Genomic DNA, 21,843 nt, shown 5'->3' with positions numbered 1-21,843 from the left:
TGGAACGAAATTCTGTGCGGAAGCCCGCCACGGCACCACATCACCGTTCCGCTTCGACACGGTTTGAAAGGCAGCCAATCCCTTCGATCTCAACCTCAACGACATCTCCAGGGGCTAAAAACTCTTGCGGTTGCCTCGTGATGCCAAAGCCGGTGCATGTCCCGGTCACAATGACATCGCCCGCCTCCAGTGGCGCAAAGATCGAGATGTAGGAAATCAGATATGGAATATCGAAGATCATCCGTGACGTAACCGTGCGCTGCTTTTCCACGCCGTTGACACGCGTCACCAATCCTACCCCTTGCTTGGGGTCGCCCAGATCGTTCGCCTGAACCATCCAAGGTCCAAAAGCTCCGGTACCGCTAAAATTCTTACCAGCCGTGAACTGATGTGAATGCTTTTGCCAATCCCGCACACTGGCATCGTTGTAGATTGAGTAGCCCGCAACATGATCCATCGCGTCATCGGATGATATATGTCGCCCCCCCTCGCCAATAATGACAGCCAACTCACCTTCGAAATCCAACTTCTGCGAAAACCGCGGCTGGATAAGGGGTTGACCATGACCAATTTGCGAGGACGGCAGACGCAAGAAGAGCACAGGATAGGGCGGTTTTTGATCGGTTCGCTCCCCTGCTTCCCAGTAATTGATAGCCGCCAGAACGATTTTGCCGGGTTTCGGAATCACCGGAGCGAGGTCCACATCGCCTAGCTTCAGACAGGAGGGCTCGAGATTTTGGAGATCGTCCACTGGCATTCCTGCAGCAATAAACGATTTAAGATCAGGGTATTGACCGCCGATTTGCGCACCAGCATCAACCAACCCCCGCTCAGTTACTGCCCCCCAAGAGGCCCGACCATCTAAGTTGAAAGAAACAAACTTCATCTGCTATTTCCTATATTTTCGAAAATAATCGTATTGATGAAAATACGTGTATCGATGAAAGTGTGAAAAATAAACTAATTTTCTAGATTGCTATGTTGTTTCCCGATTGCGTAAGATATTCGACAATCTTAGATGCGTGCTAAAGTTGCGCAGCACTTGCGCCAGCAACGTGCCTATTCCAGCTTGGAGAAATGCATGACGCTTGAAAGTTCAAACCCGACAAGCAGCCGTTCACCGAAAATGGACGCCAACGGGGAACGTGATGTTTTAACGCGCCTGCGCACAGACATCATCAGCAGTGTATTTGAGCCTGAAACACGGCTCAAATTCGCAGATATGAAAACACGGTATAACGTCGGAATAGGCACATTACGCGAAGCCTTGTCGCAACTCTCGTCCGAAGGGTTTGTCACAGTTGAAGTCGGAAAAGGCTTCCGCGTGGCACCTGTTTCAGCCGAAGAACTTATTGAAATTACGGATCATTTCATTACCCTCGAAAAACGTGCACTACGCGAGGCCATCGAACATGGCGGCGAAGATTGGGAAACCAACATTGTTGCGGTGCATCATCGGCTCAGCCTTATCGAAGGGCTCCCTTGGGAACGCCGCATGGAACGCCATTCAGAGTGGGTAGAACGACATCGCGAGTTTCATGAATCTCTCGTCGCCGCCTGCAAGGGAAAATGGCTGTTTCGACTTCGCTCCCTCATGTTCGATCAGCTTGATCGCTATCGATTTGTGACAAAGCGCGCACCAGACGGCCTTGGCGGGAAAAAGTCCGAAGAGCATTGCGAAATAATGAATGCCACAGTGGCCCGCGACGCGGATCTTGCCTGCGAGCTCATTGAAAAACACATTCGGGACACGTCCGATCGGGCAATTCGCTTGCTTTAATGACCCTTCTGACCTTGCGGCGCAAATGGGTGTTGTGACGGTCCTTGGCAATGTAGCGCTCAAACTTGTCGCGGAAGCTGTTCGTTTTTTGAAAAATGGCGACTTGTCCGGCCATCCACAGCGTGCGGCGCAAGCGAGGGTTTCCGTATTTTGAGAGCTTGGTCTGGCCACGGAACGTGCCGGACTGGATGGTCGCGAGATCCATGCCACAGAACTTCAACACTGCCAATGATGGTTGAAACGGCGCAAGTCGCCGGCTTCTGCTAAGGATGTCAGGGCGTTAATCGGGCCGATCCCTAGGACCGATGTCAGCAGCTGATAGTCTGGAAGATCTTTGAGCAGTTCTACCGCACGGCATTCAATCTAATTACGCTGTGCGATGAGCCCACGACCTTGGCCAAGGGCTAAACGGAACATACCAATGGCGTCTGAATCTCGACGGATAGGTCAGCCCACAGATGTTTTAGAAGTCTCATAGATATCTGTAAGCAAACGTTCTTTTGCAACTTTACGGCCTACGACGTTCCAAGCGTCAGCGATGAATGCATCTTTATCCATCCCTGAGATCAAGTGAGGTGACGGGTAGCGTTCCAGAAAGGCAAAAAACCAATCTCCGCGTGAGCTGCGGTGAAAGCGGTCCGCCTCGGGACAATACAGCGGCAGATATTGCGTCAGAATGCGGTGCCAAAGTTCGGCCCTGAGCTTCGAAACGATGTCATACGTCTTGGACAGCTCCTGAATGTCATTGGTGCAGCACGTCAGTGGGCATGGTAGAACTGGGTGTTCCCGATTTCCATCATGTGCAGGATAACCTGAGCACCCTTGGGATCGTTTTTGCCCCAACTGTTATGAAGGGCTTCACGTGTGCGGGCCAATGACACCGAAGAAACCAGCTTCATCTCAAAGCCTGCTGAGGCCAGGTGATAGGCTATGGCGCGGTGATAATTGCCGGTGGCCTCAAACGCCACTCGGACGGGATGGCCGAAACTGGCCAATGATGCGATCAAGCGGTTGAAGACGTTTAGCTGGTTGACCACGGTCAACCTACGGCATCGCTTCATTCCTGGAGTGGCAATCAAAACTTCATGCCGCGCCTTCGCGATGTCAATCGCCACCAAAATGGGCGCGTTCTGTGCGGTACAGATCTCGGTCATAGTCGGTCTCTTTTGCGGTGTGGTTTGTGCACAACCACTGAAGGGACCTGAGGCACGGCTATGACCACCTGCTGCGCTATTTGGTGCTGCGCACAGGCGGCCATAGCCTCTCAATCAGCATCATTCCGAAGGTGTTACCATCGCAGAAGCACTCAGAGATCGGATCAATGCTGTTGGTGTGAAAACGGCCTACTTCGAGCCTGGTGCCCCTTGGGAGAACGGATACTGCGAAAGCTTTAACTGCCGAATGCGAGACGATTTGCTAAACGTTGAAGTCTTTTACTCACCACGCGAAGCCCAAATTATCATTGAACGCAGGGGGAAACACCACAACACCAAACGACCCCACTGTGCATTGAGCTATCGCCCGCCTGCGCCGGAAGCCATCATTCAGATGGACCTAAGACCTGTCGTGCACTGACTTTCAAATTGGACCACTCAGGTGGGGCTGCTCACCACGTTAAATGGGAACCCAAACTTACAGCAACGCTTAACGGCTTAGATCCCCAAAATTCTCAAATTATAGAAAAAAATTTCTATGTGTCTGAAGTACTGAGCGTGGCGAAGCAGCATCGCATGCATTAAGCATTTATGGTCGCGTTTTCCAGCGCACCAAAGCTTGCGTATGGTAGAAAAGTGATCGCTCGAGCTTTCTGGCATGACCTTGGAGTAATAGGTGTATACCTAGTAGGCGTCGCAAGTTATCCTAATATCAATTGCTCAGCCTGGCATGTCGACGACATTGACGTCTGGTATTGCGTCCCGCGCTAGGTCAACCAGATGCGCATGGTGAGTGAAAATGATAGCCTGCCCACTTCGTCCGATGTCACAACAGAGCTGCAATGCAGCCTTCGCCCTATCATCGTCAAAGGTTTCCATTATGTCATCTAAGATCATCGGAAGCGGCCCCAGATCGCGTGCGAAACTACGGTATCCAGCGACGCGAAGCGCAAAATAGAGCTGGCCCATCGTTCCGGTTGACATGTCTTCAACCGAAACTGAACTGCCGTCTGGCTTTACACCGATCAGTTTTTCGCCTTCGGATTGGCTCCAGACGTCCACGCGGCTCCAGTCAGGTGCGGTGATTGCAACAAAGGCTTGTTCGACGTCACCCAGCATTGTGGCGCGCCGTTCAGTCGCCAAACGACGCAAAGCGCCTTTTGCTGCCAATACTCCGAGCCGCGCAACGGCGGTTTTTCTCACACCTCTACGGATTTCTTCGAGGATGGTCGCTTGCTCAGTTGTGAGGTTACTTTGATTGTCAGCATCAAAAGCCACCTTGTAAAGACGCACGGCCTCACGATGCGCAGCAAACGCTTGGTCACGGTCCTGCTGGGCGTCTTTCAGAAGCTGTTCCACTGCGGCGGCACGACTGGCGTCTGGAAGCTTTGCTAGCTCTTCTACAAACAGATCCTCGTTTACGCCAACGCGTGCAGAAGTCCGCAACTCATCTTGAGCTTTGCGTGTGTCGCGCAGGCTGTCGCGTTCTGAAAGGACGGCCACACGCTGGGTAGGTTCCAGGTCTTCTGCGCCTTGATCTGTGAACCACTCCGCAAGCTCCATACGGGCATCGGCAATCGCGGTTACCGCCTGTTTGCGTGCCGTTTCTTCTTTCGCCTTTTCGGCCTGTGCCGCGGTTCTTTTCTCTGTTGCACGCTCTTCTGCTGTGACCCGCATGCGGGCCTGTTCTATCACTTCCAGTGACGTTACTTTAGGATCGTTCACTGCATCAGTCACAGCCATGATCCGCAAAGCGGTTGCGTCGAGCTGTGCGATGGCGTTTTCAAGAGTCTCGATCCGCAAAATCAGTTTTGCCTGCTCTGCGTGTAGCTGGCTCAGACGTCGCAGGTTTGGCAAGGCGGCAATGATTTCGCCAGCTGTGCGCCCGGCCAAAGGTAGCGTATTGATCAGGCTCTGTAGAGTTTTCTGCGCGGCTGCCTTGTCGGTTGTTGCATCTGTCGCCTCTTGCTCCAAGTCTGCACTAACCTCTTTTGCTTCTTTCCAACGGTTCCACGCCTGGCGCACGCTGTTTTGAAGCGTCAATGCAGCTTGAACACCGGATGGTAGATCGTTGTCAGCGCAGTCAATTCCCACCGCATTTGCTGCTTTCTTCATTTCCTGCAAGGCGGCGGAACGGCGGGCGCTCTGAATATCCAAATCTGCTTGGGCATTCTTTATTTTTGCTTCAATTGCAGCGGCTTGCAGAAGTGTCGTGCGCCGATCTGTAAATGCCGCAGGATTGGTTTCAGGTGCATGGCCAAGTGCTGAAGCGCTTGCAGCGGCTTGTCTCTTTAGTTCACCAAACTTTTCGGTGGCGCGATTTAAGCGCTCTTGTGCCTTGTCACGCAGAACTCTGGCAGCAGCCTCTTCGCGGCGTGCCGTGATAAGTTGCCCACGCGCATCTTGACCCGCTGCAAAGCTGGCTTGAGCGTCGTCATCAACGTGCATTGCACCCTCAAATTCAATCGCGGATTCGGCCGACAAGGTGCTGCGGTGTTCCACCCAGATTGCATCGCGCTTGCGCCGCGTTTCTGCTATCGCAATCGCATCTATAGTGGCTGGCGTTGCCTCGTATGTTTGTCGATTTGCCTGCGCTAATTCATAGGCGATTTCTTGGGTTTCAAGCTCGGCTTCGCTGGAGCCCAGATCGGCGGAAGCTGTCGCGAGAGCCCCGGCAAGATCGAGTAAGGTTTCCCGGGCCGGCAGACCCACTGCTACCAAGTCCGCCCAAGATGCGGGCAAACCTGCAACTGCGGTCGCCAATTGTGCCGTCTCAGTTGCCACCGCGTTCTTTGCTAATGTGATATCCGCCACGGCGCTCCACTTGTCCCACGCAGTTTGAAGTTGGGACAGGTCCTGTGGTTCGGGCGGGGCCTCATCGAGTTGGTCTCGCGCCCGGGTAGCTGCCGCTGCCGCCGCAATCACGTCCCTTTCCAAGTTAACGACGGACTGTGCGGCCTTGGCCAAGTCGTCGATCTCGTCAGATGTCAGTACGAGGGTTTCTACGGGCACCTCTGCCATATCGAGCGCAACTACGGCCTCATTGATTTTCGCCCCCAGTGCCTCACGGTCTGCGATCCGTCTATCCAAGTCGGACGCTGCAGTCGTTGCGCGTGCCAACAGCGGGGCGTTATCGAAAGTAAGCTGGTCGAGTTGCCTAAGTTCGTGCCTCAATGCGGTCGCCAAAGGATCTTCTGGATTGTCACTGATGATCTTTCTTAGAGCTTCGAGGGCGTCCTTCGCGTCCGAAGCGCGCAAAGACTTGTCAGATATCGTTATTACAAGACTGGCAACCGCGGCCTCGGCACCTTTAGGTAACTCAGGACCATCGGGAAATTCAGCGAGTTTTGAGTCGACTTGGCCGATAGTGTCCGTCTGATCGTGCCAAGTCTGTGCTGCTGCAAGCGCGTTCTGGCGTAGCCTTGCGCCTTCCAGACTTTTATCGGCTATTTCAAACTCTTTCTCAGTATCGTCTTTGGCCGCCGCTAGTGTGCGTTCTCGCTCTGGTGTAAGGCGGGATGCGCGAAGTTCTTGGTTGATTTTGGCAAGTCGGTCTTTTGCAACTTTTAGTTCTGTTCCACGACCACCCTTTTTGTGAAACCTGTCCGCATGTGCGGTCATCTGTTCAAGTGTGGTGGCAATAGTCGTCAATCCCGATACTCCCGCATGCAGCAGCTGACCCAGATCGCCTTGCGCATTCGCGATACGAACGCCGCCTTCACGTAGCCCAACGTCATTGAGAGAGAACCGTTCGATATAATCGTCGCGGCTCAGTCCATGCAGTGCCGCAGATAATACTGTTTCCTCGATTGGGCGCCCTTGTTGATCCAGCAGTGATTGGTTTCTCTTACTGTTGCGCTGAAGGGTCATCGTGCCCCGGTTCGGAATAGTAAGTTCAGCCCCGACAAGAAGATCGCTTCGCTTAAACTGAAAATCATACGGATGGTCCCGGGCTTTCATGCCAAACAGTAGCTCAAGATAGGCGGTGAATGCGGTTGATTTTCCGGCCTCATTGGGGCCGTAAATTACCGTCACGTCGCTTGCGTCGGCCCGCGGAATCGGCAATGTTATCTGCGCATCTTTGAAGCGCCCGTAACGCGTCAGATCAAGCCTGTTCAGCCTCATTGCGTGTCTACTCCATGCAAGGATAAAGACACTTCGTCTATCGCCTCTTCGAGCAGTTCAGTGATCTCATCTTCAGGCAATGCATCCCGAATATTTGGAGGTAGAGCGTTGCGCATATCATCAAGCATCTCAGCGCAAGCTTGGCGGAACCCGTCCTCTTGCACCTCGGCACGCATGAGCCTTGCTAAGTCATTTACCTTGTCATCGGTTAGATTTTTGGGAGGCAATACCTTAACTTTGTCGAGGAAGACATCGTCTATGCTCTCCAATAACTCGGTCGCCAGAGCCTGCAAATCATCATCCGTATGGCGTGCAGTTGTTACCTGCAGTCGGACAGCCGTGATGCGCAATGGATCTTGGGCGGCCTTCAATGCCGCATCAATTTTGCACAAGACTTCTGACTGGTCGCCAAGTTCTGTGAGATCCAGTTTGGCTTCCATAAATCTAAGATGCCCTACGTCTCGGCGCTCCAATTGTGGAATACCATCGCCAACAGTCACCGCTGCTACACTACCACCGGAACGTTCTCCGTAATGGCGAGGCTGAGGGATGCCGGGCATGACGGCCAGCGTGGAACCCGACCTGCGTTCAAAAGGCATGTGGATATGCCCAAGGCACCAAAGATCGTAGCCATACGCCAAAAGGTCTTGTTCAGAGCACGGCGCGTAAGGATCGTGACCCGGTGAGCCTCCCAATGATGTATGCATTAAACCGACATTTGTCCGCCCTATGACAGGCTCCGGGTAATCTGGTAAAAGGCTCTTTGCCAAATGGCTTTTGTCGAATGATAGCCCGTGGAACATGACGTTCCCGATTTCGACAGTTGGGTTTCCCTTGTGCAGCAAGTGAATATCGGGGCCAAGGCTTCCGTGAGCCGTGTGATCCAACAGTGCGTCATGGTTGCCGCGAATAAGAATCGTGGGAATGCCAGCGGTGCCAGCACGCGTTAACTGGGTAATCAAGAACGCCCTTGATTTTAGATCGGGAAAATCGCTGTCAAAGATATCGCCAGCCAAGACTAAAGCGTCTGCGGCCTCTAAAATCGCCATATCCACGATACGCCGAAACGTGTCAAAGCTGGCTTGCTTCAACCGTTCTCCCAATTCTGGGTTACGTAGTGCAACCGAACGGATCGGGGAGCCCAGATGTGTATCAGCTGAAACGATGAACCGCATTTTGTGATTTTCCCAATTATGCACCACTAATTGTGAATGCTTCGCCGTTATCTAGCAATGAGTACTTACAAGGCACGTTCGCTTCGCACATCGTCTTCTTCGGGGAAATTATAGACTGATGCCGCTTGCTAGCTTTGAAGGCTCCCGCAGTCTGTGTAGCGATCAAACAACAGTCCGACTTGCGACAAACGTGTCGGAAATTTCGACACCCTCAGAATTCAATGTCGGGCGTAATTCTTCTTATTGATCTTCTTTGCAGCACTGGCTCACGGTGATAGGGAAATTGTGTTTAGGACATCTGATGACCTCGCTTGAATACAAAATAATTCTCTTCAGCCGTCTTGGATGCAATACCCCGGATCAGGCAAGAAATCACCCAATGACTGGTGCAAGCAGATGAAATGCATCCTCCTCGCCGATCTCCATTTGGAAATGCACCTGAACCGAGGACTGAATCCATTTTCTCGGGTGCCTGATGCAGCGTTTGACGCAATCACGCACTGAATTGTTGCAGGTGATCTCCCAAATAAAGCCCAGAAACAATGGAACCGATGCATTCCATGGCTTGCGGAAATCGCCGAAAACATGGGGTTTCCTTCTTACAGAAGAGCGAATTGATCTCAGGAAAATGTCGCATTCTGTGTGCGACGCTCTGGACGGATTTTGAAGTATATGGTGATCGCGCGGTGAATATGCGGACGGCCAGCTGCGTGATGAGCGTCTATCACTACATCAAAGTGGCGCGGAACATTTTTCACCGCCTAACGCCCGCGCAAACGGCAGCCATTCATGTTGAGCATCGAAGTTGGCTTTTAGAGCGCCTTTCGGAACCGTTTGACGGCGAAACAACCCTGATCTCCCATAACGCGCCGCATCAAAGGGCCTAAAGCGCAGAGCCTGCATACGGCCCATGTTATGCCTCAGATTTGGAGGAAATCATCATGACATTCAAACCTCGACGTTGGCTATTTGGACACATGCAACATCCCACAACAATCAATGTTGGTGATACAGAATTGCGAAATACCTCCGTTGGTTATCCAGGGCAAAATGAACCGCTGGAGGGATTTGAAAGATTTATTTAGGAATTGGAATGATGCGCAAAGATGCAAGCCGTTCCATGGTTCTGGAGGGGAAGATCAATGTTCTTGTGCCGATTCCACTTACATGGATGCCTCCCTCTTTTTGGTTCAAATAAAATCACTTTGGCACATTCGATGCCGTCGGGTGGAGGCATCCACCGCGTCAGTTCACCTGGCACTAGAAAAACAGCAACGATAGATTGCGGAATGATGCCACGGACCGATTGAGACAGCGCTTCCCCGCCTTTATAAAGGTCAACCCGCGAGCGAGATACTCTAAGTGGACACCGGATCTCAGGGCCGCCTTTGGGAGGCCCAATTTCGTTTGTCTAAGAGGTGGTCCTAGATTTTCGACCAGTTTTCAGTCTTGTAAAGATGGATCAGGTTTTCATTGAGGCTGCTAATCTCATTGGTTCTGTTTTGAAGGCATAGGCCTCATCAGGGGGCAAAATGCCGTGGATCGAGTATGGGCACTCGGCCTTGTAGTACACCAAGCATATGCTGATCCGATCAGACCAAGCGCCATTGCCGCGAAAGCGGCTTTGTCCTTGGGCCGTTCGCCCCATCAAGGTGGCCTGCAGGACTTTGCAAAGGTCGCTATTACGCACAACCGCCGCTCACGCGCTGCGCAGCATTTTGCAAATTGGGCTCAAACCCGACTTGCGGTACCGCAGCAGCAGGTCAGCATCGAAACTACTTGAGGTTCTGTTTGCCTGAAGTTCCGGTGTCGGCCCACAGCCGCCGTTCGCCGTGTGTCCCTTCCAAAGCGGACGTTGTCAAAAATGCGCGGCGGTCTCGTTGAGGTCAAAAATACCGCAATCTGCCACAAAGGTTCCGAAAGGGGAGATTAAAGTTGCAATGCTCCTCATTGATGGGCCTAGCCTTAAAATAGCACAGAGCAAAAACTGTCTTGTTTAAGACGCATCATTTGGAATGGCTCCCAGTTTTGCATCCATTGGACTAAAACGGGAATACATATGCGTTTATCAGAAGCGATCGGGACATTGGCAATTGCGGGCGACTGCGCGACGGGGCGCCCAAGGGGCGCGTGCCTGACGGGCTCGGTGATCGCCACGGGGTTGGCGCGGTCATATGGGCTCGACGAAAAGACCTGCAAGGCAACATACTATACATCTTTGTTTCGATTTTTGGGGTGCACCTCAAGTGGACCCGAAGCGGGTAGCATGGCTTTGGGGGATGACCGCAGGTTCAGTCTTGCGTTTTTGCTGTGTGATTGGCTTGATCTGTCGGCATTGGAGGCTGCTCTAAAAGCCGGCGTTGCATTGGATGCCGCCCCTGATGCGCGTGACGCAGCTTTTGGCACCATCCTAGAGCATCACGATGCCATCAAAGGCATTGTCGAAATCCACTGTGAACAATCCAGAACCTTTGCGGCCCGACTGCCTGTGCCAGCCAATGTGCTACAATGCATGCCGTATTTGTACGCGCGCTGGGACGGCGGGCTTGGCAAGGTCGGCACCGAAGATATTCCTGCCCCGGTTCGAGCCGTTAGCATCGGTCATGTCGCGGCCCTGTATTGTCGGCTCAGAGGCGTGCAAGCCGCAAAAGACGAAATTGCTAACCGGGCGGGGCGCGATTTGGATCCGCAAATGTGTGCGCATCTTTTGGCAAACTGGGATGTGATTTTTGCACCCTTGGAGGACGGCTCTGAGTTTGATGTGTTTGTGGCCGCGGAACCGGGAAGCCCTATTTTTTTTGGCATTGAACATTGCGAGGCCCTGTCTTTGATCGGGGCTGATCTTGTGGACCAAAAATCAGAATGGATGGGCGGGCATAGCCGCCGCGTGTCGGCCTTGTCTGGGCGCGCCGGTCAAATCGTGGGCATTGCTGAACAGCCATTGATGGAGTTGCGCCACTCTGCTTTGCTGCATGACATTGGAAAATGTGCGATCGACAATCGGTTGCTGAACAAAGCCGCAGATCTGTCGCATGCAGAACGGCTTGAGTTTGAAAGCCACTCGTTTCAGACCGAATATATCTTGTCCCATGGCGATCCCTTTCGCACCTTTGGCATGTTGCCAAGCTCTGCTGAAGAGCGTTTTGACGGTTCTGGGTACCATCGCCACATGGAACAAAAAGGAATGCGTGAAAATGTTCTGGCCGCGGCCAATCTGTATGACGAATTGGTGTTTGACCGCCCTGGGCACCCTGCGATGAGTGCCAAAGAGGCGACTGACCACCTGACGGAACAAAGCAAATCCGGTGCTTTGATGCCGAACGCAGTGGCCGCTGTTTTGCAAGCCGCCGGATCACCAGCCAAGACTGCGCGCAAGGCTTTGCCTTTTGGCTTGTCTCGTCGAGAGGCACAGGTGATTGCCTGCTTGGCGCGCTCAGAGACAACACCCCAAATTGCCGCGCGTCTGGGTATTTCGGCCAAAACCACGGACCACCATGTGCAATCGATTTACACGAAAACAGGTGTCCGGGGCCGTGCCGCAATTGCGATACTGGCGATCGAGCATGGTTTGGGAAGTGATGAAAAAGAGCTAGCCTGGGACGTCATCAAGCGCAAGTGGCTCAATCGCTAACGGCAATGCGCGGCTCGTTTTTCGGTCAATGCTCTGGCTTTCTCGCCTTTATAGGGACACCTCCCTATGGCGGCACAGTCGTTGGTATGGCTAGGTGGTTACACAAGCAATCGGATCAACCGACAGCACCCAAAGGGACACTTCAGACATGACCAAACTCAGCCTCGCAGCTGCGCTTCTTATCGCATCCTCGGCCGCCGCTTTCGCAGATGACTATGTTATCAAAAGCTCTGTAACTGTTGCCGCAGACTCTGCCGTAGTGTGGAACACTATTGGTGATTTTTGCGACATCGATGATTGGCATCCGGGTATTGTAAGCTGCTCTCTTGAGGCGCGTGACGGGGCAGTCCACCGCCAGCTGACGCTGGGCGACGGGGCACCTGTTTTGGAGCAACTGGTGTCTTCGCAAGCCGACATGTCTTACACCTACAAGATCATCGAAGCGCCTTTGCCGATCACAAATTACGTTTCAACGCTGTCTGTCTCTGCGGGAAACCCCACAACTGTAACGTGGGAAGGAACCTTCAAATCCGACGTTCCTGACATGGAGGGCGCGATCCAAGGCCTCTATGACGGCGGCTTGGGGGCCTTAGCTGCACAGTTTGACAACTAAGACCTGAGTTGGTTCGGGCCCACGATATGATACCGAACCAATACTTCCCCTCACATCTACAAACGCCGTTCTCTGCTACTGCGTAAAGGAAATTCTATGTCCGTTTCATTGCAAGTTCTCTATCCCGTCAGCACCGATGCAACTTTTGATCACGACTATTACACAGCCACCCATATCCCGCTTGTTGGCGAACATATGGGGGCACACATCCAAAGCACGAGCATTTCAAAAGGCATTGCAGGCGGCCCTGATGTCCCGGCTGGTTTCTATGTCGTTGCGACCATGGTCTTCGCAGCTATGGAAAACCTGCAGGCCGCACTTGAAGTTGCAGGCCCTGTGCTTGCAGACATCCCAAACTTCACAAACGTCGCACCGCAGATGTTGATTGGTGAAATCATTAGCTAAGCGCTAAAAGGCGTTGGCCATTTCTGCTTTGCCATCAATCAGAGGCAAAGCAGAAATACACCTAGAAGAGCCTCATCACTGTCCCTCTGAACTGACGTCAATGCACTCCGATTGCTGCAAAAACGCTCAGATCAGCGTAAAATGGTTGGATCGAAGAAAAGCAGACTTTGGCGCAAATTGTAGCTAATGTCGGCAATTCGCCCTTTGATATCAAAGCAAGGTCAATGCTGCGCTCTACACGAATGACTTGGAAGGGCTGATGCCGGTCATCCGACACCCTGCCAACGCTTGTGATTTCACCCCACACGCGTTGCCGCACCGCCGCAAGGCTTCTCTGAGCCAAGTTGGCCTTTGCCGCACGTTGATGAATGCCCGGTTCCGACTTGGGGCAAATACGTGCTATCACCAAAAAGAGCTGCGCCAAGAGCCCGCTCCAGGCGAAGTGCGACGTGTAAGTCTGAAGCCTGGCGGGCAAACACTAAGAAACAACTACAGGAAGTGTTTGATGATTTTGAAGAGACGCTTTCGAACCAAACGAGTTCGGTTGAAAACAATTGTCACGTTTCCGATGGTTCTGTGGGTTTGGATTTTTTCAAGTCCTGTTTGGGCGGAGGAGCCCGATCTTAGCTATGACGTACGAATGCTCACGGGACTGTGCTTAAATGCAATCAAAGAGGGTGATTCATCCGCTTTTGGTGACTGGCAGCTCAGTGAAATTGTTGGCTCCAATGAAAGACGCCTGTCGTCAGATAAGCGCTTTAGAGTGTTTTTTGGACCAACGTCATTCAAGGAACCACCTAAAGAACAGCTTTATAACTGCACTATTCGATTTGAGAAAATGACTGGTAGTCGATTAAGTGCTGTGGGCGAGGTTGGTACTGCAGTAGCCAATTTGATCGGAACCGAAGTCAGCGGTGTCAGTTTGCATGCCGGAAGAAAAACTCACGTAACAAAGACTCAAAAGGCAACTGCTTGCGTCAATGATTACACCGTTGAGGTGCTTGCCAGTCTGGGTATTGCCAAGGGTTATTCCGAGGCTGTGATGCTGAAGGTTGGGTATTCATACACTGATCCCGGGGCCTGTTAGCAGAGCATTAGCTCAATTTGCTTCCCAATCCAAAGTTGCATGATGAAACGGACGACGGTTTGTTTGTCCCGTATGGCCGTCATCTTGCCCAAATCTTTGCTGCAAGAGACGCCAATGACCGGTCTTCTTGCGGCGTTGCAGCGTGTTTATGCTGAAATGGCGGGTGAGGCCCTGACTTTGCAAACTCCGCTTCCATAGTGAGTTTTGCAACGTCCGGTCATTGTGTCCACGAACGACCTAACCCTGCCCTTTGAGGTTTCTGGGAATGTCAAATCTCAGGCGTCTCATAGCGGACGTTCACAAACCATTGTCTTTCGGGTTCAATCTCGCCGAATGCATGAGAGCGTTCCGAGTTAAATCGCATCAAGAGGGTACCCTATTGGTGGTCTCATCTCTATTCTCAGACCTGTGTTACTGTGAAGTCGACTGCAACTCTCCGACGCGCTCCCATTTGAATGTTACCCGAGTTCCATCGTCGCAATAGCCATGTTCAAAGAAGAAGCTTCAGGGGCAGTGCCGCAATACATGCGCGCTGTTTCAAAGGTTTTTACAAAACCTCGCCCTTCCAGGGCCTCGCGGAATTCAATGGCTGAACTTGGCAGGTCAAGCGTCACATCAGTAACGTCAAAGGTTGCTGCGGCGGCGCTCAACAATGCAAGGGCTGTTGGGATGTCTGGGGCGGTGATCGGACCAACCTTGGCACCCTGTTGGCACAGGCGGATCGTAGCAAAGCCTGAAACTTTGCCGTTTTGCGAAAGGACAACGGTTTTACGGGTCGCTGCCCCCTCGGCCACCCATTGTGCAAGGAACTTCGATCGGTGATACCCATTTGCGCACCGGTCTAGGGTTGCAACCGCCGCAAAATCACGCGCCGCATCAAAAGCGCGGGTCCCCTCTGTTGTTGCCTTTGGTGCTTTGCCCTGCAGGCGTGTGGTCGCGCCGGTTCGGACAAAATCGGATTTAGCATAGTTGGGTTCTTGTTCCGCCACCCCATCCAAACCGACACAGCGCTTTCCGGCGTGGCGCAGGGCGTGACGCCAGAGCGCGAAGCCAACCCCTTGGCCGCGAAAGTCTGGCTTGCAAAGATACAGACCGAGGAAAGCCATGGTTTCACTGTGGTTCACCACACTGATTGCAGCAATGATTTCGCCAGCAACCCGCGCGACAAAGAAGCCATCTGGGTCAGCCGCCATAAAAGCCTGGGCATCGTCTTGGCCGGGGTTCCAGCCCTCTCGCGCGGCCCAGCTGAGCGCTGTTTCAAGCTCCGCCAGGGTTGCGGTATCAAAACGCAGATCCGTCATTGTGCCAATGCATCCTTGAGGGAAAGGGGCGCGGAAGTCTTGTTGCGCAGATCCAAAGAGGCGACGAGATCAAGCAGATGGTTGCGCATCAGCTCATCCGCGCGGGGGCCGTCCTGATCCGCAAGAGCAGACACCAAAGCATCATGGGCGTGACTTTCACACATTGCGGTTCGGCGCTGCCAATAGAGAGCCACAATGAGAGAAGACCGCGAGATCAACTGCGTGATGAAGGCCTCGATTGTGGCTTGGTCGGCTATCCGAGCTATTTCGATATGAAACTGGCCAGACAGATAGAGCGCCCGCCCATGGTTTCCAGCCGCCATGGCTTCGTGTTCGGCGTCGATATGCACCTGAAGCTTGGCAATGTCCTCTGCGGTGGTCCGTTCTGCCGCGGAACGGGCGGTGCGGGGTTCCAATAGCGCTCGGGCTTCGAACACCTCCCGAGCCTCCCGAAGGCTAGGCTGCGCGACATAGGCACCGCGATTGCGCTTGTGTTCGACCAGCCGTTGCAGCGAAAGGGCCTGCAAAGCTGAGCGAACCGTTGTTCGGCTGACGCCGTAGATGCCGGCAATTTCGTCCTCCCCCAGTTTTGTACCAGGGGTCAGGCGATGTTCGTGAATTGCCAGCTCTAACTGGGTGAACAATTGCTCGGTTGTGAGTGGTGTCGTTGTCACTTCGGTCATGTCCCGTCCTTTGAGACCACAATGGAATCGGCTTGGTTAATAGGCAACCATGGAAGCGCGCCAGTTTTGTTTTCAAGATTGTGTACAATTATGTGCGCAGAAATGAAGACATTCATGCTGCACATGCACAAATAAGCGGCAATCTCATGTCTCGATCTTGGAAAATCGCGCCAAACGCTAGCTTGGGCCCCACAAGTTGCAGTGAGATTTAAGCGAACACAGACGAATTCAGATGGCGAACTTAGGCGGGTGATGGAATGGGTATGAACGGCGGAAACGATCTCCAGCTGGTTAATCTGACGAAAAAATATGGCGGCACGCTAGCGGTTGATAAGATAGACTATCACTTTAAGGCCGGAACCTATGTCTGCCTTTTGGGGCCCTCGGGATGCGGAAAATCTTCGACGCTGCGGATGATCGCAGGACATGAAAGCGTGACGGATGGGTCTATCGTTCTGGCGGGATCCGACGTGACACATTTGCCGCCTGCCAAACGCGGCACGGCAATGATGTTTCAAAACTATGCGTTGTTTCCGCATCTTAGCGTTCGTGACAATGTGGCATTTTCCTTACAGATGAAGGGCGTAGACAAAGCCACGCGGGATGCCAAGTCCAACGAGCTGCTTGAACTCGTCGATATGACAAGCTTCGCAGATCGCCTGCCCGCGCAACTTTCGGGCGGTCAGCAGCAACGTGTTGCGCTAGCGCGGGCATTGATCACCCAGCCCAAGGTGTTGCTGCTGGATGAACCGCTTTCGGCGCTTGATCCGTTTTTGCGCATCCGGATGCGGGCCGAGCTGAAAAAGCTGCAACGCGAGCTTGGGATCACGTTTATCCACGTCACCCATGGACAGGACGAGGCGCTGGCGCTGGGTGACGAACTAGTGGTGATGAACAACGCCGTTATCGAACAGGCGGGCAGCGCACGAGATGTCTGGAGCGCGCCAAAAACTGAATTTGTCGCGCGGTTTATGGGGGGGCACAATGTGATCTCGCTGGACGGGGGCAAGGCCGCCTTGCGCGCCGATGACGTATCGCTGGGTGATCAAGGCCTAAACGCAACTGTCACCACCGTTGAATATCAAGGCGGCAATGTTGCGGTCACAGCCCGCATTGAAGCAGGCGAAGAGGTACTCGCCCTCGTGCCCGAAGCGGCCTTTTTCCAATTCCCAAAAAACCCTGGCGACACTGTCAACCTCGCTTGGGACGAGGGGCGGCTACACCGCCTCCAATAATAATCAAAGCAATCAACAAGGAACGAACTCAATGTCAAAAATGCGTTATAGCCGTCGAGCTGTTTTGAAAGGTGGCGCTGCTGCTGTTGCTGCCTCCACTTTGCCAGCGCCAATGGTGTGGGCCCAAGAGATCAAGAATATCACCCTGCGCCAGTTCGGCACCGGTGTATCAAACCTCAATGATGTTGCAACCAAAGTGAAAGAAGACCTTGGTTTCACTCTGGAAATGACCGCCCTTGACAGTGACAGCGTTACCCAGCGCGCCGCAACGCAACCCGACAGTTTTGATATTGCGGACATCGAATACTGGATCTGCAAAAAGGTTTGGCCAACAGGCAATTTGCAGGCGATGGATACGTCCAAGATCACCAATTACGACAAAATCGCCGGTACATTCCGTTCGGGCAAATTGACACCAGAAAGTGTCGTCGCTCAGGGCACCGCGCCACACACAGTTGGCTTTGTCGACGGGCCAGGCAGCAAAACATTTGCCGACACTGAATCCGGTTGGATGACCTTGATCCCGACAATCTACAACGCCGACACATTGGGCATTCGCCCTGACCTGATCGGCCGCCCGATTGAAAGCTGGACAGAGCTGTTGAACCCAGAATTTAAGGGCAAAGCTTCGATCCTCGACATTTCGTCGATCGGGATCATGGATATGGCGATGGTTTGCGAAGCCATGGGCGAAATCCAGTATGGTGACAAAGGCAACATGACTAAAGAAGAGATCGACAAGACCTTTGTGATCTTTACCGAGGCCAAACAAAACGGCCAGTTCCGGGCATTCTGGAAGTCGTTTGATGAATCCGTCAACTTGATGGCCTCGGGCGAGGTGGTGATCCAATCCATGTGGTCACCTGCCATTACAGCGGTCAAATCGCGCGGAATTCCTTGCGTTTATCAGCCGCTCAAAGAGGGCTACCGGTCTTGGGGTGGCGGTCTTGGCCTGTCCTCCAGCCTGTCCGGTTTGGAGCTGGAGGCGGCCTATGAATACATCAACTGGTATCTGTCCGGCTGGGTCGGTGGCTACTTGATGCGCCAAGGTTATTATTCAGCCGTGCCAGAGACCTCCAAAGAATTCATGAGCGACAACGAATGGGGCTACTGGTTCGAGGGCAAACCCGCCACCGATATCATCACCTCGCCAACAGGCGACGAACTGGCCAAGGCCGGTGATGTTCGCGACGGCGGATCGTTCACAGAACGCATGGGTGCCGTTGCCTGCTGGAATTCGGTCATGGACGAGAACCAGTACATGGTTCGCAAATGGAACGAATTCATCGCGGCCTAAAAACAGCTCTGGCGCGGGTCATCTTACCTGCGCCAGTCCCACATCCAAGAACATTCATAGTACCAGAAAGCCAGCATGGGTAAATCACGCGATAGTATTGCTTATTTTCAAGCCGCACCACTGATGGCCGTGCTTCTCGCCTTTCTTGTAGTGCCAATTGGGATGATCTTTGTTGTTAGCTTTTGGGGCGCGACAGAGTTCTCGATCTATCCGGCGTTTCAGTTAGATAACTACGCGTTTTTGTTCAGTTCGCCGGTGACGTACAAAGTCTTCTTTGCCACCTTCAAATACGCATTTATCACGTGGGTATTCACTCTAAGCATCGGTTTTACCGTGGCCTATTTTCTGGCCTTTCATGTACGTAGCCAATCCATGCAGACCGCTTTGTTTTTGCTTTGCACCATCCCATTTTTAACTTCAAACATTATCCGAATGATCTCGTGGATCCCGTTTTTGGGACGCAATGGCATCGCCAATCAAACCCTGATTTCATGGGGTGTCATCGATGAACCGCTGGAATGGCTGTTGTATTCGGACTTCTCGGTCATCCTTGCCTTTGTCCACCTTTATACGCTGTTCATGGTTGTACCGATTTTCAATACGATGATGCGGATCGACAAATCTCTCGTCGAAGCGGCCTATGACAACGGCGCCTCTGGCTTGCAAACCCTGTGGCACGTGATTGTCCCCCTAACCAAGCCGGGCATCATGATTGGCACAATTTTTGTGGTCACATTGGTGATGGGTGACTTCATCACGGTGCGTTTCATGTCGGGCAGTCAAAAAGCCAATGTCGGGCGATTGATTTCCAACGACATCGCGCTGCTGCAATACCCTTCTGCGGCGGCAACGGCGGTTGTGTTGCTCTGTACCGTTCTCATCGTAATTGGCGTGTTGCTGCGCTTTGTTAACATTCGTAAGGAGCTTTGACATGGAACAACGCCCCAGGTCCTTCTACTTTCTAGCCGCCTTCTTTTGCGTCTTTTTGCTGTTCCTTTACGGCCCAACCCTAACCATCGGTGTTTTGTCGTTCCAAGGCAAAGGTGGCGGTCTCACCTTCCCAATGCGCGGCGTCTCATTGAATTGGTTCCGCGAGTTATTTGAACAGCAAGCAGTCGGAGACATTTGGGGGTCGTTCCGCCGCTCTTTGGCGCTTGGCTTCATGGTGATGGTCTCGACCGTTGTGGTTTCTGTCTCAGCCGGTTTGGCCTTTCGCAAGAAGTTCGCTGGCTCGACTGTTCTGTTCTATCTGACCATCACATCGCTGGTCATCCCATCCATCCTTGTGTCGCTTGGGGTTGGATTGATCTTTAACCAACTGGGATTCAAGGTTCACTGGGCGACATCCGGATTTGGAAGCCAGCTGACATGGACACTGCCCTTTGGGCTGTTGATCATATTTGCGGTGTTCAACCGGTTCGACAAATCCTACGAAGAAGCGGCGCGCGATCAGGGTGCAACCCCTTGGCAGATCATTCGCCATGTGATCCTGCCTATTATCGCGCCTTCTCTGATCGGGGTTGCACTGTTTGGCTTTACCCTGTCCTACGATGAATTTGCGCGGACATTATTGACCGCTGGCAGTTACAACACTCTTCCGCTGGAAATCTTTGGCATGACCACCAATGTCACCACCCCAGTCATCTATGCTCTTGGAACACTGACCACATTGTTTTCATTGGCAATCATCGGTGTGTTCTTGCTTGTGGTTTGGATCCTGGGGAAGCGCCGGGCGCGCATCGGATCTGACGCCGGAAAGGCGCTCTGATGCATCTGGTCTACATCAATCCAAATGCGACCGAGGCAATGACAAAGAGCGTGGTTTCCGTTGCCGCCAAAGCCGTGCCGGAGGTGAAGGTATCCGGGCTGACCAATACCAAGGGCCCCGCCGCCATCGAAGGTCCACAGGACGGGGCGGCGGCAATACCCGGTGTCTTGGAATATGTCGCCGAGGCTCAGGCCTTGGGAGCCGACGCCATCGTCATTGCCTGTTTTGACGACACAGGCCTAGCCGAGGCCCGCAACCTCGCAACCTGTCCTGTTCTGGGGATAGGCCATTCCGCCTATACGATAGCGTCGTTGCTGGGCGGAGTTTTCAGTGTCGTTACTTCCGTTGAGGCGGCCGTCCCCGTGATCGAGGGCAATATCAAATCTTCAGGGTTCGGCGGAAGCTGCGCACAGGTGCACGCCAGCAGGTTGGCCGTTTTGGCTATTGAACAGGGCGGGGTGCAAATGTTGGATCAATTGGCCCAGGCTATCGTTGAAGCCAAAGCCCAATCCAAATGCGCAACGGTTGTTCTGGGCTGTGCGGGTATGGCAATGTATCACGGCGTACTTACGGAAAGAACGGGCGCAACGTTGATCGACGGAGTCGTCGCATCCACGCATTTAGCCGTTGCCGCAGCACTAACCCTTGCCGGAAAAGAAACTTTGGAAGGGGAACCTTTTTTGTGACCCCAGTTCAGAAAATCATTGCAGCACTCCGGGACTTTGCAGCGAGTGAAACAAGAATTTGAATGTCGCAGCAGAGAAATAATCGTTTTCACACTCATTCAAGAATGTGCGAAATGTGCAGCTTTGTTTGCTGCGAAGGTCCGCTTTCCAGAGCGAAGGCGTGACTGTCGGCAGGCGAAGGGACGGTCAGGTCTTTGCCCATTTTGTACGATTGCCATGGCCGCCAGGTGCGTGAATGAATGTCGTGTTTGGGCTTATTCTGTTGAAAAACTCTTGTTGATTTGGGTTTTCGCTGCTGATTCAATTGTCTTATTGATGTTGGAGATTGATCGCGATGATGGGACCACGTCAGGAAGCACAATCTGCTCTGTTCTATGATTTCTCGATAGAAGGCCACGTCCCCGGCGATCACGTTCTGAGGGCTATTGATGGCTATATTGATCTGTCCAGCGTTCGGACGCATCTGACTGAGTTTTACAGCTCCACTGGCCGGCCTTCAATTGATCCAGAATTGATGATGCGGATGTTGTTGGTGGGATACGTCATGGGCATTCGGTCAGAACGTCATCTGTGCGAAGAGCTCCATCTGAACCTCGCCTATCGTTGGTTCTGCAAGATGGATTTGTCGGATCCAATTCCAGATCACTCGACATTTTCCAAGAACCGGCACGGGCGTTTCCGAGACAGCGATGTGTTGCGTCATGTATTCGAGACAGGCAGGTCTAGCAAGCGGTCAACGGTATGCGGCCGATGCCAGCATTATTGCTGCCGACGCTAATCGTCAAAAGTCCTCATCTAAAGCAGATTGGAACCCAGAGGCCATTGATCCTGATGATGCGCCCCGTGCAGTTCGCGAGTACCTCGACACACTGGATTGATCAGCCCCATTTGAGTGGACCATTT

19 protein-coding genes and 3 pseudogenes are annotated in these 21,843 nt (G+C 52.9%); 14 read left to right on the top strand and 8 right to left on the bottom strand.

The window, feature by feature from the left end; translation table 11 throughout:
• Positions 1 to 40: 40 nt before the first annotated feature.
• The gene (locus Q1A43_RS20640) at positions 41 to 886 is read right to left on the bottom strand and encodes a fumarylacetoacetate hydrolase family protein (RefSeq protein WP_299938449.1); all 846 of its coding nucleotides are present in this window, start codon (positions 884 to 886) and stop codon (positions 41 to 43) included.
• A 195-nt stretch (positions 887 to 1,081) separates the two neighbouring features.
• On the opposite strand from Q1A43_RS20640, the gene Q1A43_RS20635 reads away from it, so the two are divergent.
• Positions 1,082 to 1,780, top strand: coding sequence for an FCD domain-containing protein (locus tag Q1A43_RS20635; protein ID WP_299938447.1), 699 nt, complete (start codon positions 1,082 to 1,084; stop codon positions 1,778 to 1,780).
• On the opposite strand, the pseudogene Q1A43_RS20630 reads toward Q1A43_RS20635, so the two are convergent.
• Positions 1,728 to 2,056 (bottom strand): annotated as a pseudogene (locus tag Q1A43_RS20630) (transposase). The gene Q1A43_RS20635 and the pseudogene Q1A43_RS20630 overlap by 53 nt on opposite strands.
• Positions 2,057 to 2,538: 482 nt before the next feature.
• Positions 2,539 to 2,934: a transposase gene (locus Q1A43_RS20625; RefSeq protein WP_299938444.1), complete on the bottom strand. Its 396-nt coding sequence runs from the start codon at positions 2,932 to 2,934 to the stop codon at positions 2,539 to 2,541.
• A 139-nt stretch (positions 2,935 to 3,073) separates the two neighbouring features.
• Between Q1A43_RS20625 and Q1A43_RS20620 the strand changes: the two are divergent.
• Positions 3,074 to 3,355 (top strand): annotated as a pseudogene (locus tag Q1A43_RS20620) (transposase); the annotation flags it as partial.
• A gap of 299 nt (positions 3,356 to 3,654) precedes the next feature.
• Here the strand turns inward: Q1A43_RS20620 and Q1A43_RS20615 are convergent.
• Positions 3,655 to 7,059, bottom strand: a complete 3,405-nt coding sequence (locus tag Q1A43_RS20615) for an AAA family ATPase (RefSeq protein WP_299938441.1) — start codon at positions 7,057 to 7,059, stop codon at positions 3,655 to 3,657.
• The gene (locus Q1A43_RS20610) at positions 7,056 to 8,234 is read right to left on the bottom strand and encodes a DNA repair exonuclease (RefSeq protein ID WP_299938439.1); all 1,179 of its coding nucleotides are present in this window, start codon (positions 8,232 to 8,234) and stop codon (positions 7,056 to 7,058) included. Before Q1A43_RS20610 ends, Q1A43_RS20615 begins: the two co-directional genes overlap by 4 nt.
• Before the next feature lie 941 nt (positions 8,235 to 9,175).
• On the opposite strand from Q1A43_RS20610, the gene Q1A43_RS20605 reads away from it, so the two are divergent.
• Complete coding sequence (locus Q1A43_RS20605; RefSeq protein ID WP_299938437.1) at positions 9,176 to 9,319, top strand: hypothetical protein; 144 nt, start codon at positions 9,176 to 9,178, stop codon at positions 9,317 to 9,319.
• Between the two features lie 377 nt (positions 9,320 to 9,696).
• Here Q1A43_RS20605 and Q1A43_RS20600 read toward each other — a convergent pair whose 3' ends face one another.
• A complete protein-coding gene (locus Q1A43_RS20600) occupies positions 9,697 to 9,924 on the bottom strand; it encodes a hypothetical protein (protein WP_299938434.1) in 228 nt (75 codons plus the stop codon).
• Positions 9,925 to 10,293: 369 nt separating this feature from the next.
• Between Q1A43_RS20600 and Q1A43_RS20595 the strand changes: the two genes are divergently transcribed.
• From Q1A43_RS20595 to Q1A43_RS20575, 5 genes are all read left to right on the top strand, one after another.
• Positions 10,294 to 11,865 (top strand): HD domain-containing phosphohydrolase, encoded by a 1,572-nt coding sequence (locus tag Q1A43_RS20595; protein WP_299938433.1) that lies wholly within the window; start codon positions 10,294 to 10,296, stop codon positions 11,863 to 11,865.
• A 148-nt stretch (positions 11,866 to 12,013) separates the two neighbouring features.
• Positions 12,014 to 12,478: an SRPBCC family protein gene (locus Q1A43_RS20590; RefSeq protein ID WP_299938431.1), complete on the top strand. Its 465-nt coding sequence runs from the start codon at positions 12,014 to 12,016 to the stop codon at positions 12,476 to 12,478.
• 96 nt (positions 12,479 to 12,574) lie between these two features.
• A complete protein-coding gene (locus Q1A43_RS20585) occupies positions 12,575 to 12,883 on the top strand; it encodes an EthD family reductase (RefSeq protein WP_299938429.1) in 309 nt (102 codons plus the stop codon).
• 259 nt (positions 12,884 to 13,142) lie between these two features.
• Complete coding sequence (locus tag Q1A43_RS20580; RefSeq protein WP_299938427.1) at positions 13,143 to 13,970, top strand: hypothetical protein; 828 nt, start codon at positions 13,143 to 13,145, stop codon at positions 13,968 to 13,970.
• Positions 13,971 to 14,009: 39 nt separating this feature from the next.
• Positions 14,010 to 14,168: a hypothetical protein gene (locus Q1A43_RS20575; protein WP_299938425.1), complete on the top strand. Its 159-nt coding sequence runs from the start codon at positions 14,010 to 14,012 to the stop codon at positions 14,166 to 14,168.
• A 260-nt stretch (positions 14,169 to 14,428) separates the two neighbouring features.
• On the opposite strand, the gene Q1A43_RS20570 is transcribed toward Q1A43_RS20575, so the two are convergent.
• Together Q1A43_RS20570 and Q1A43_RS20565 are read right to left on the bottom strand one after the other, a co-directional pair.
• A complete protein-coding gene (locus Q1A43_RS20570) occupies positions 14,429 to 15,271 on the bottom strand; it encodes a GNAT family N-acetyltransferase (RefSeq protein WP_299938423.1) in 843 nt (280 codons plus the stop codon).
• Complete coding sequence (locus tag Q1A43_RS20565) at positions 15,268 to 15,954, bottom strand: GntR family transcriptional regulator (protein WP_299938421.1); 687 nt, start codon at positions 15,952 to 15,954, stop codon at positions 15,268 to 15,270. The genes Q1A43_RS20570 and Q1A43_RS20565 overlap by 4 nt, the downstream gene beginning before the upstream one ends.
• A gap of 263 nt (positions 15,955 to 16,217) precedes the next feature.
• Between Q1A43_RS20565 and Q1A43_RS20560 the strand changes: the two genes are divergently transcribed.
• The 6 genes and pseudogenes from Q1A43_RS20560 to Q1A43_RS20535 form a co-directional block, all read left to right on the top strand.
• A complete protein-coding gene (locus Q1A43_RS20560; protein WP_299938418.1) occupies positions 16,218 to 17,189 on the top strand; it encodes an ABC transporter ATP-binding protein in 972 nt (323 codons plus the stop codon).
• A 31-nt stretch (positions 17,190 to 17,220) separates the two neighbouring features.
• Positions 17,221 to 18,486: a PotD/PotF family extracellular solute-binding protein gene (locus Q1A43_RS20555; protein WP_299938416.1), complete on the top strand. Its 1,266-nt coding sequence runs from the start codon at positions 17,221 to 17,223 to the stop codon at positions 18,484 to 18,486.
• Between the two features lie 75 nt (positions 18,487 to 18,561).
• Entirely contained in the window at positions 18,562 to 19,416 is an 855-nt protein-coding gene (locus Q1A43_RS20550) for an ABC transporter permease (RefSeq protein WP_299938414.1), read from the top strand.
• Position 19,417: 1 nt separating this feature from the next.
• On the top strand, positions 19,418 to 20,254 hold the full coding sequence (locus tag Q1A43_RS20545) for an ABC transporter permease (RefSeq protein ID WP_299938411.1): 837 nt from the start codon (positions 19,418 to 19,420) through the stop codon (positions 20,252 to 20,254).
• The gene (locus Q1A43_RS20540) at positions 20,254 to 20,940 is read left to right on the top strand and encodes an aspartate/glutamate racemase family protein (protein ID WP_299938409.1); all 687 of its coding nucleotides are present in this window, start codon (positions 20,254 to 20,256) and stop codon (positions 20,938 to 20,940) included. Before Q1A43_RS20545 ends, Q1A43_RS20540 begins: the two co-directional genes overlap by 1 nt.
• A gap of 334 nt (positions 20,941 to 21,274) precedes the next feature.
• Positions 21,275 to 21,815 (top strand): annotated as a pseudogene (locus Q1A43_RS20535) (transposase); the annotation flags it as partial.
• Positions 21,816 to 21,843: the final 28 nt, after the last annotated feature.

Source organism: uncultured Pelagimonas sp. (genome assembly GCF_947498515.1).
In the GTDB taxonomy this organism is placed as follows: Bacteria; Pseudomonadota; Alphaproteobacteria; order Rhodobacterales; family Rhodobacteraceae; genus Pelagimonas.
The sequence above is the reverse complement of the archived record's forward strand: the minus strand, read 5'-3'. Positions and strand labels throughout refer to the sequence as shown.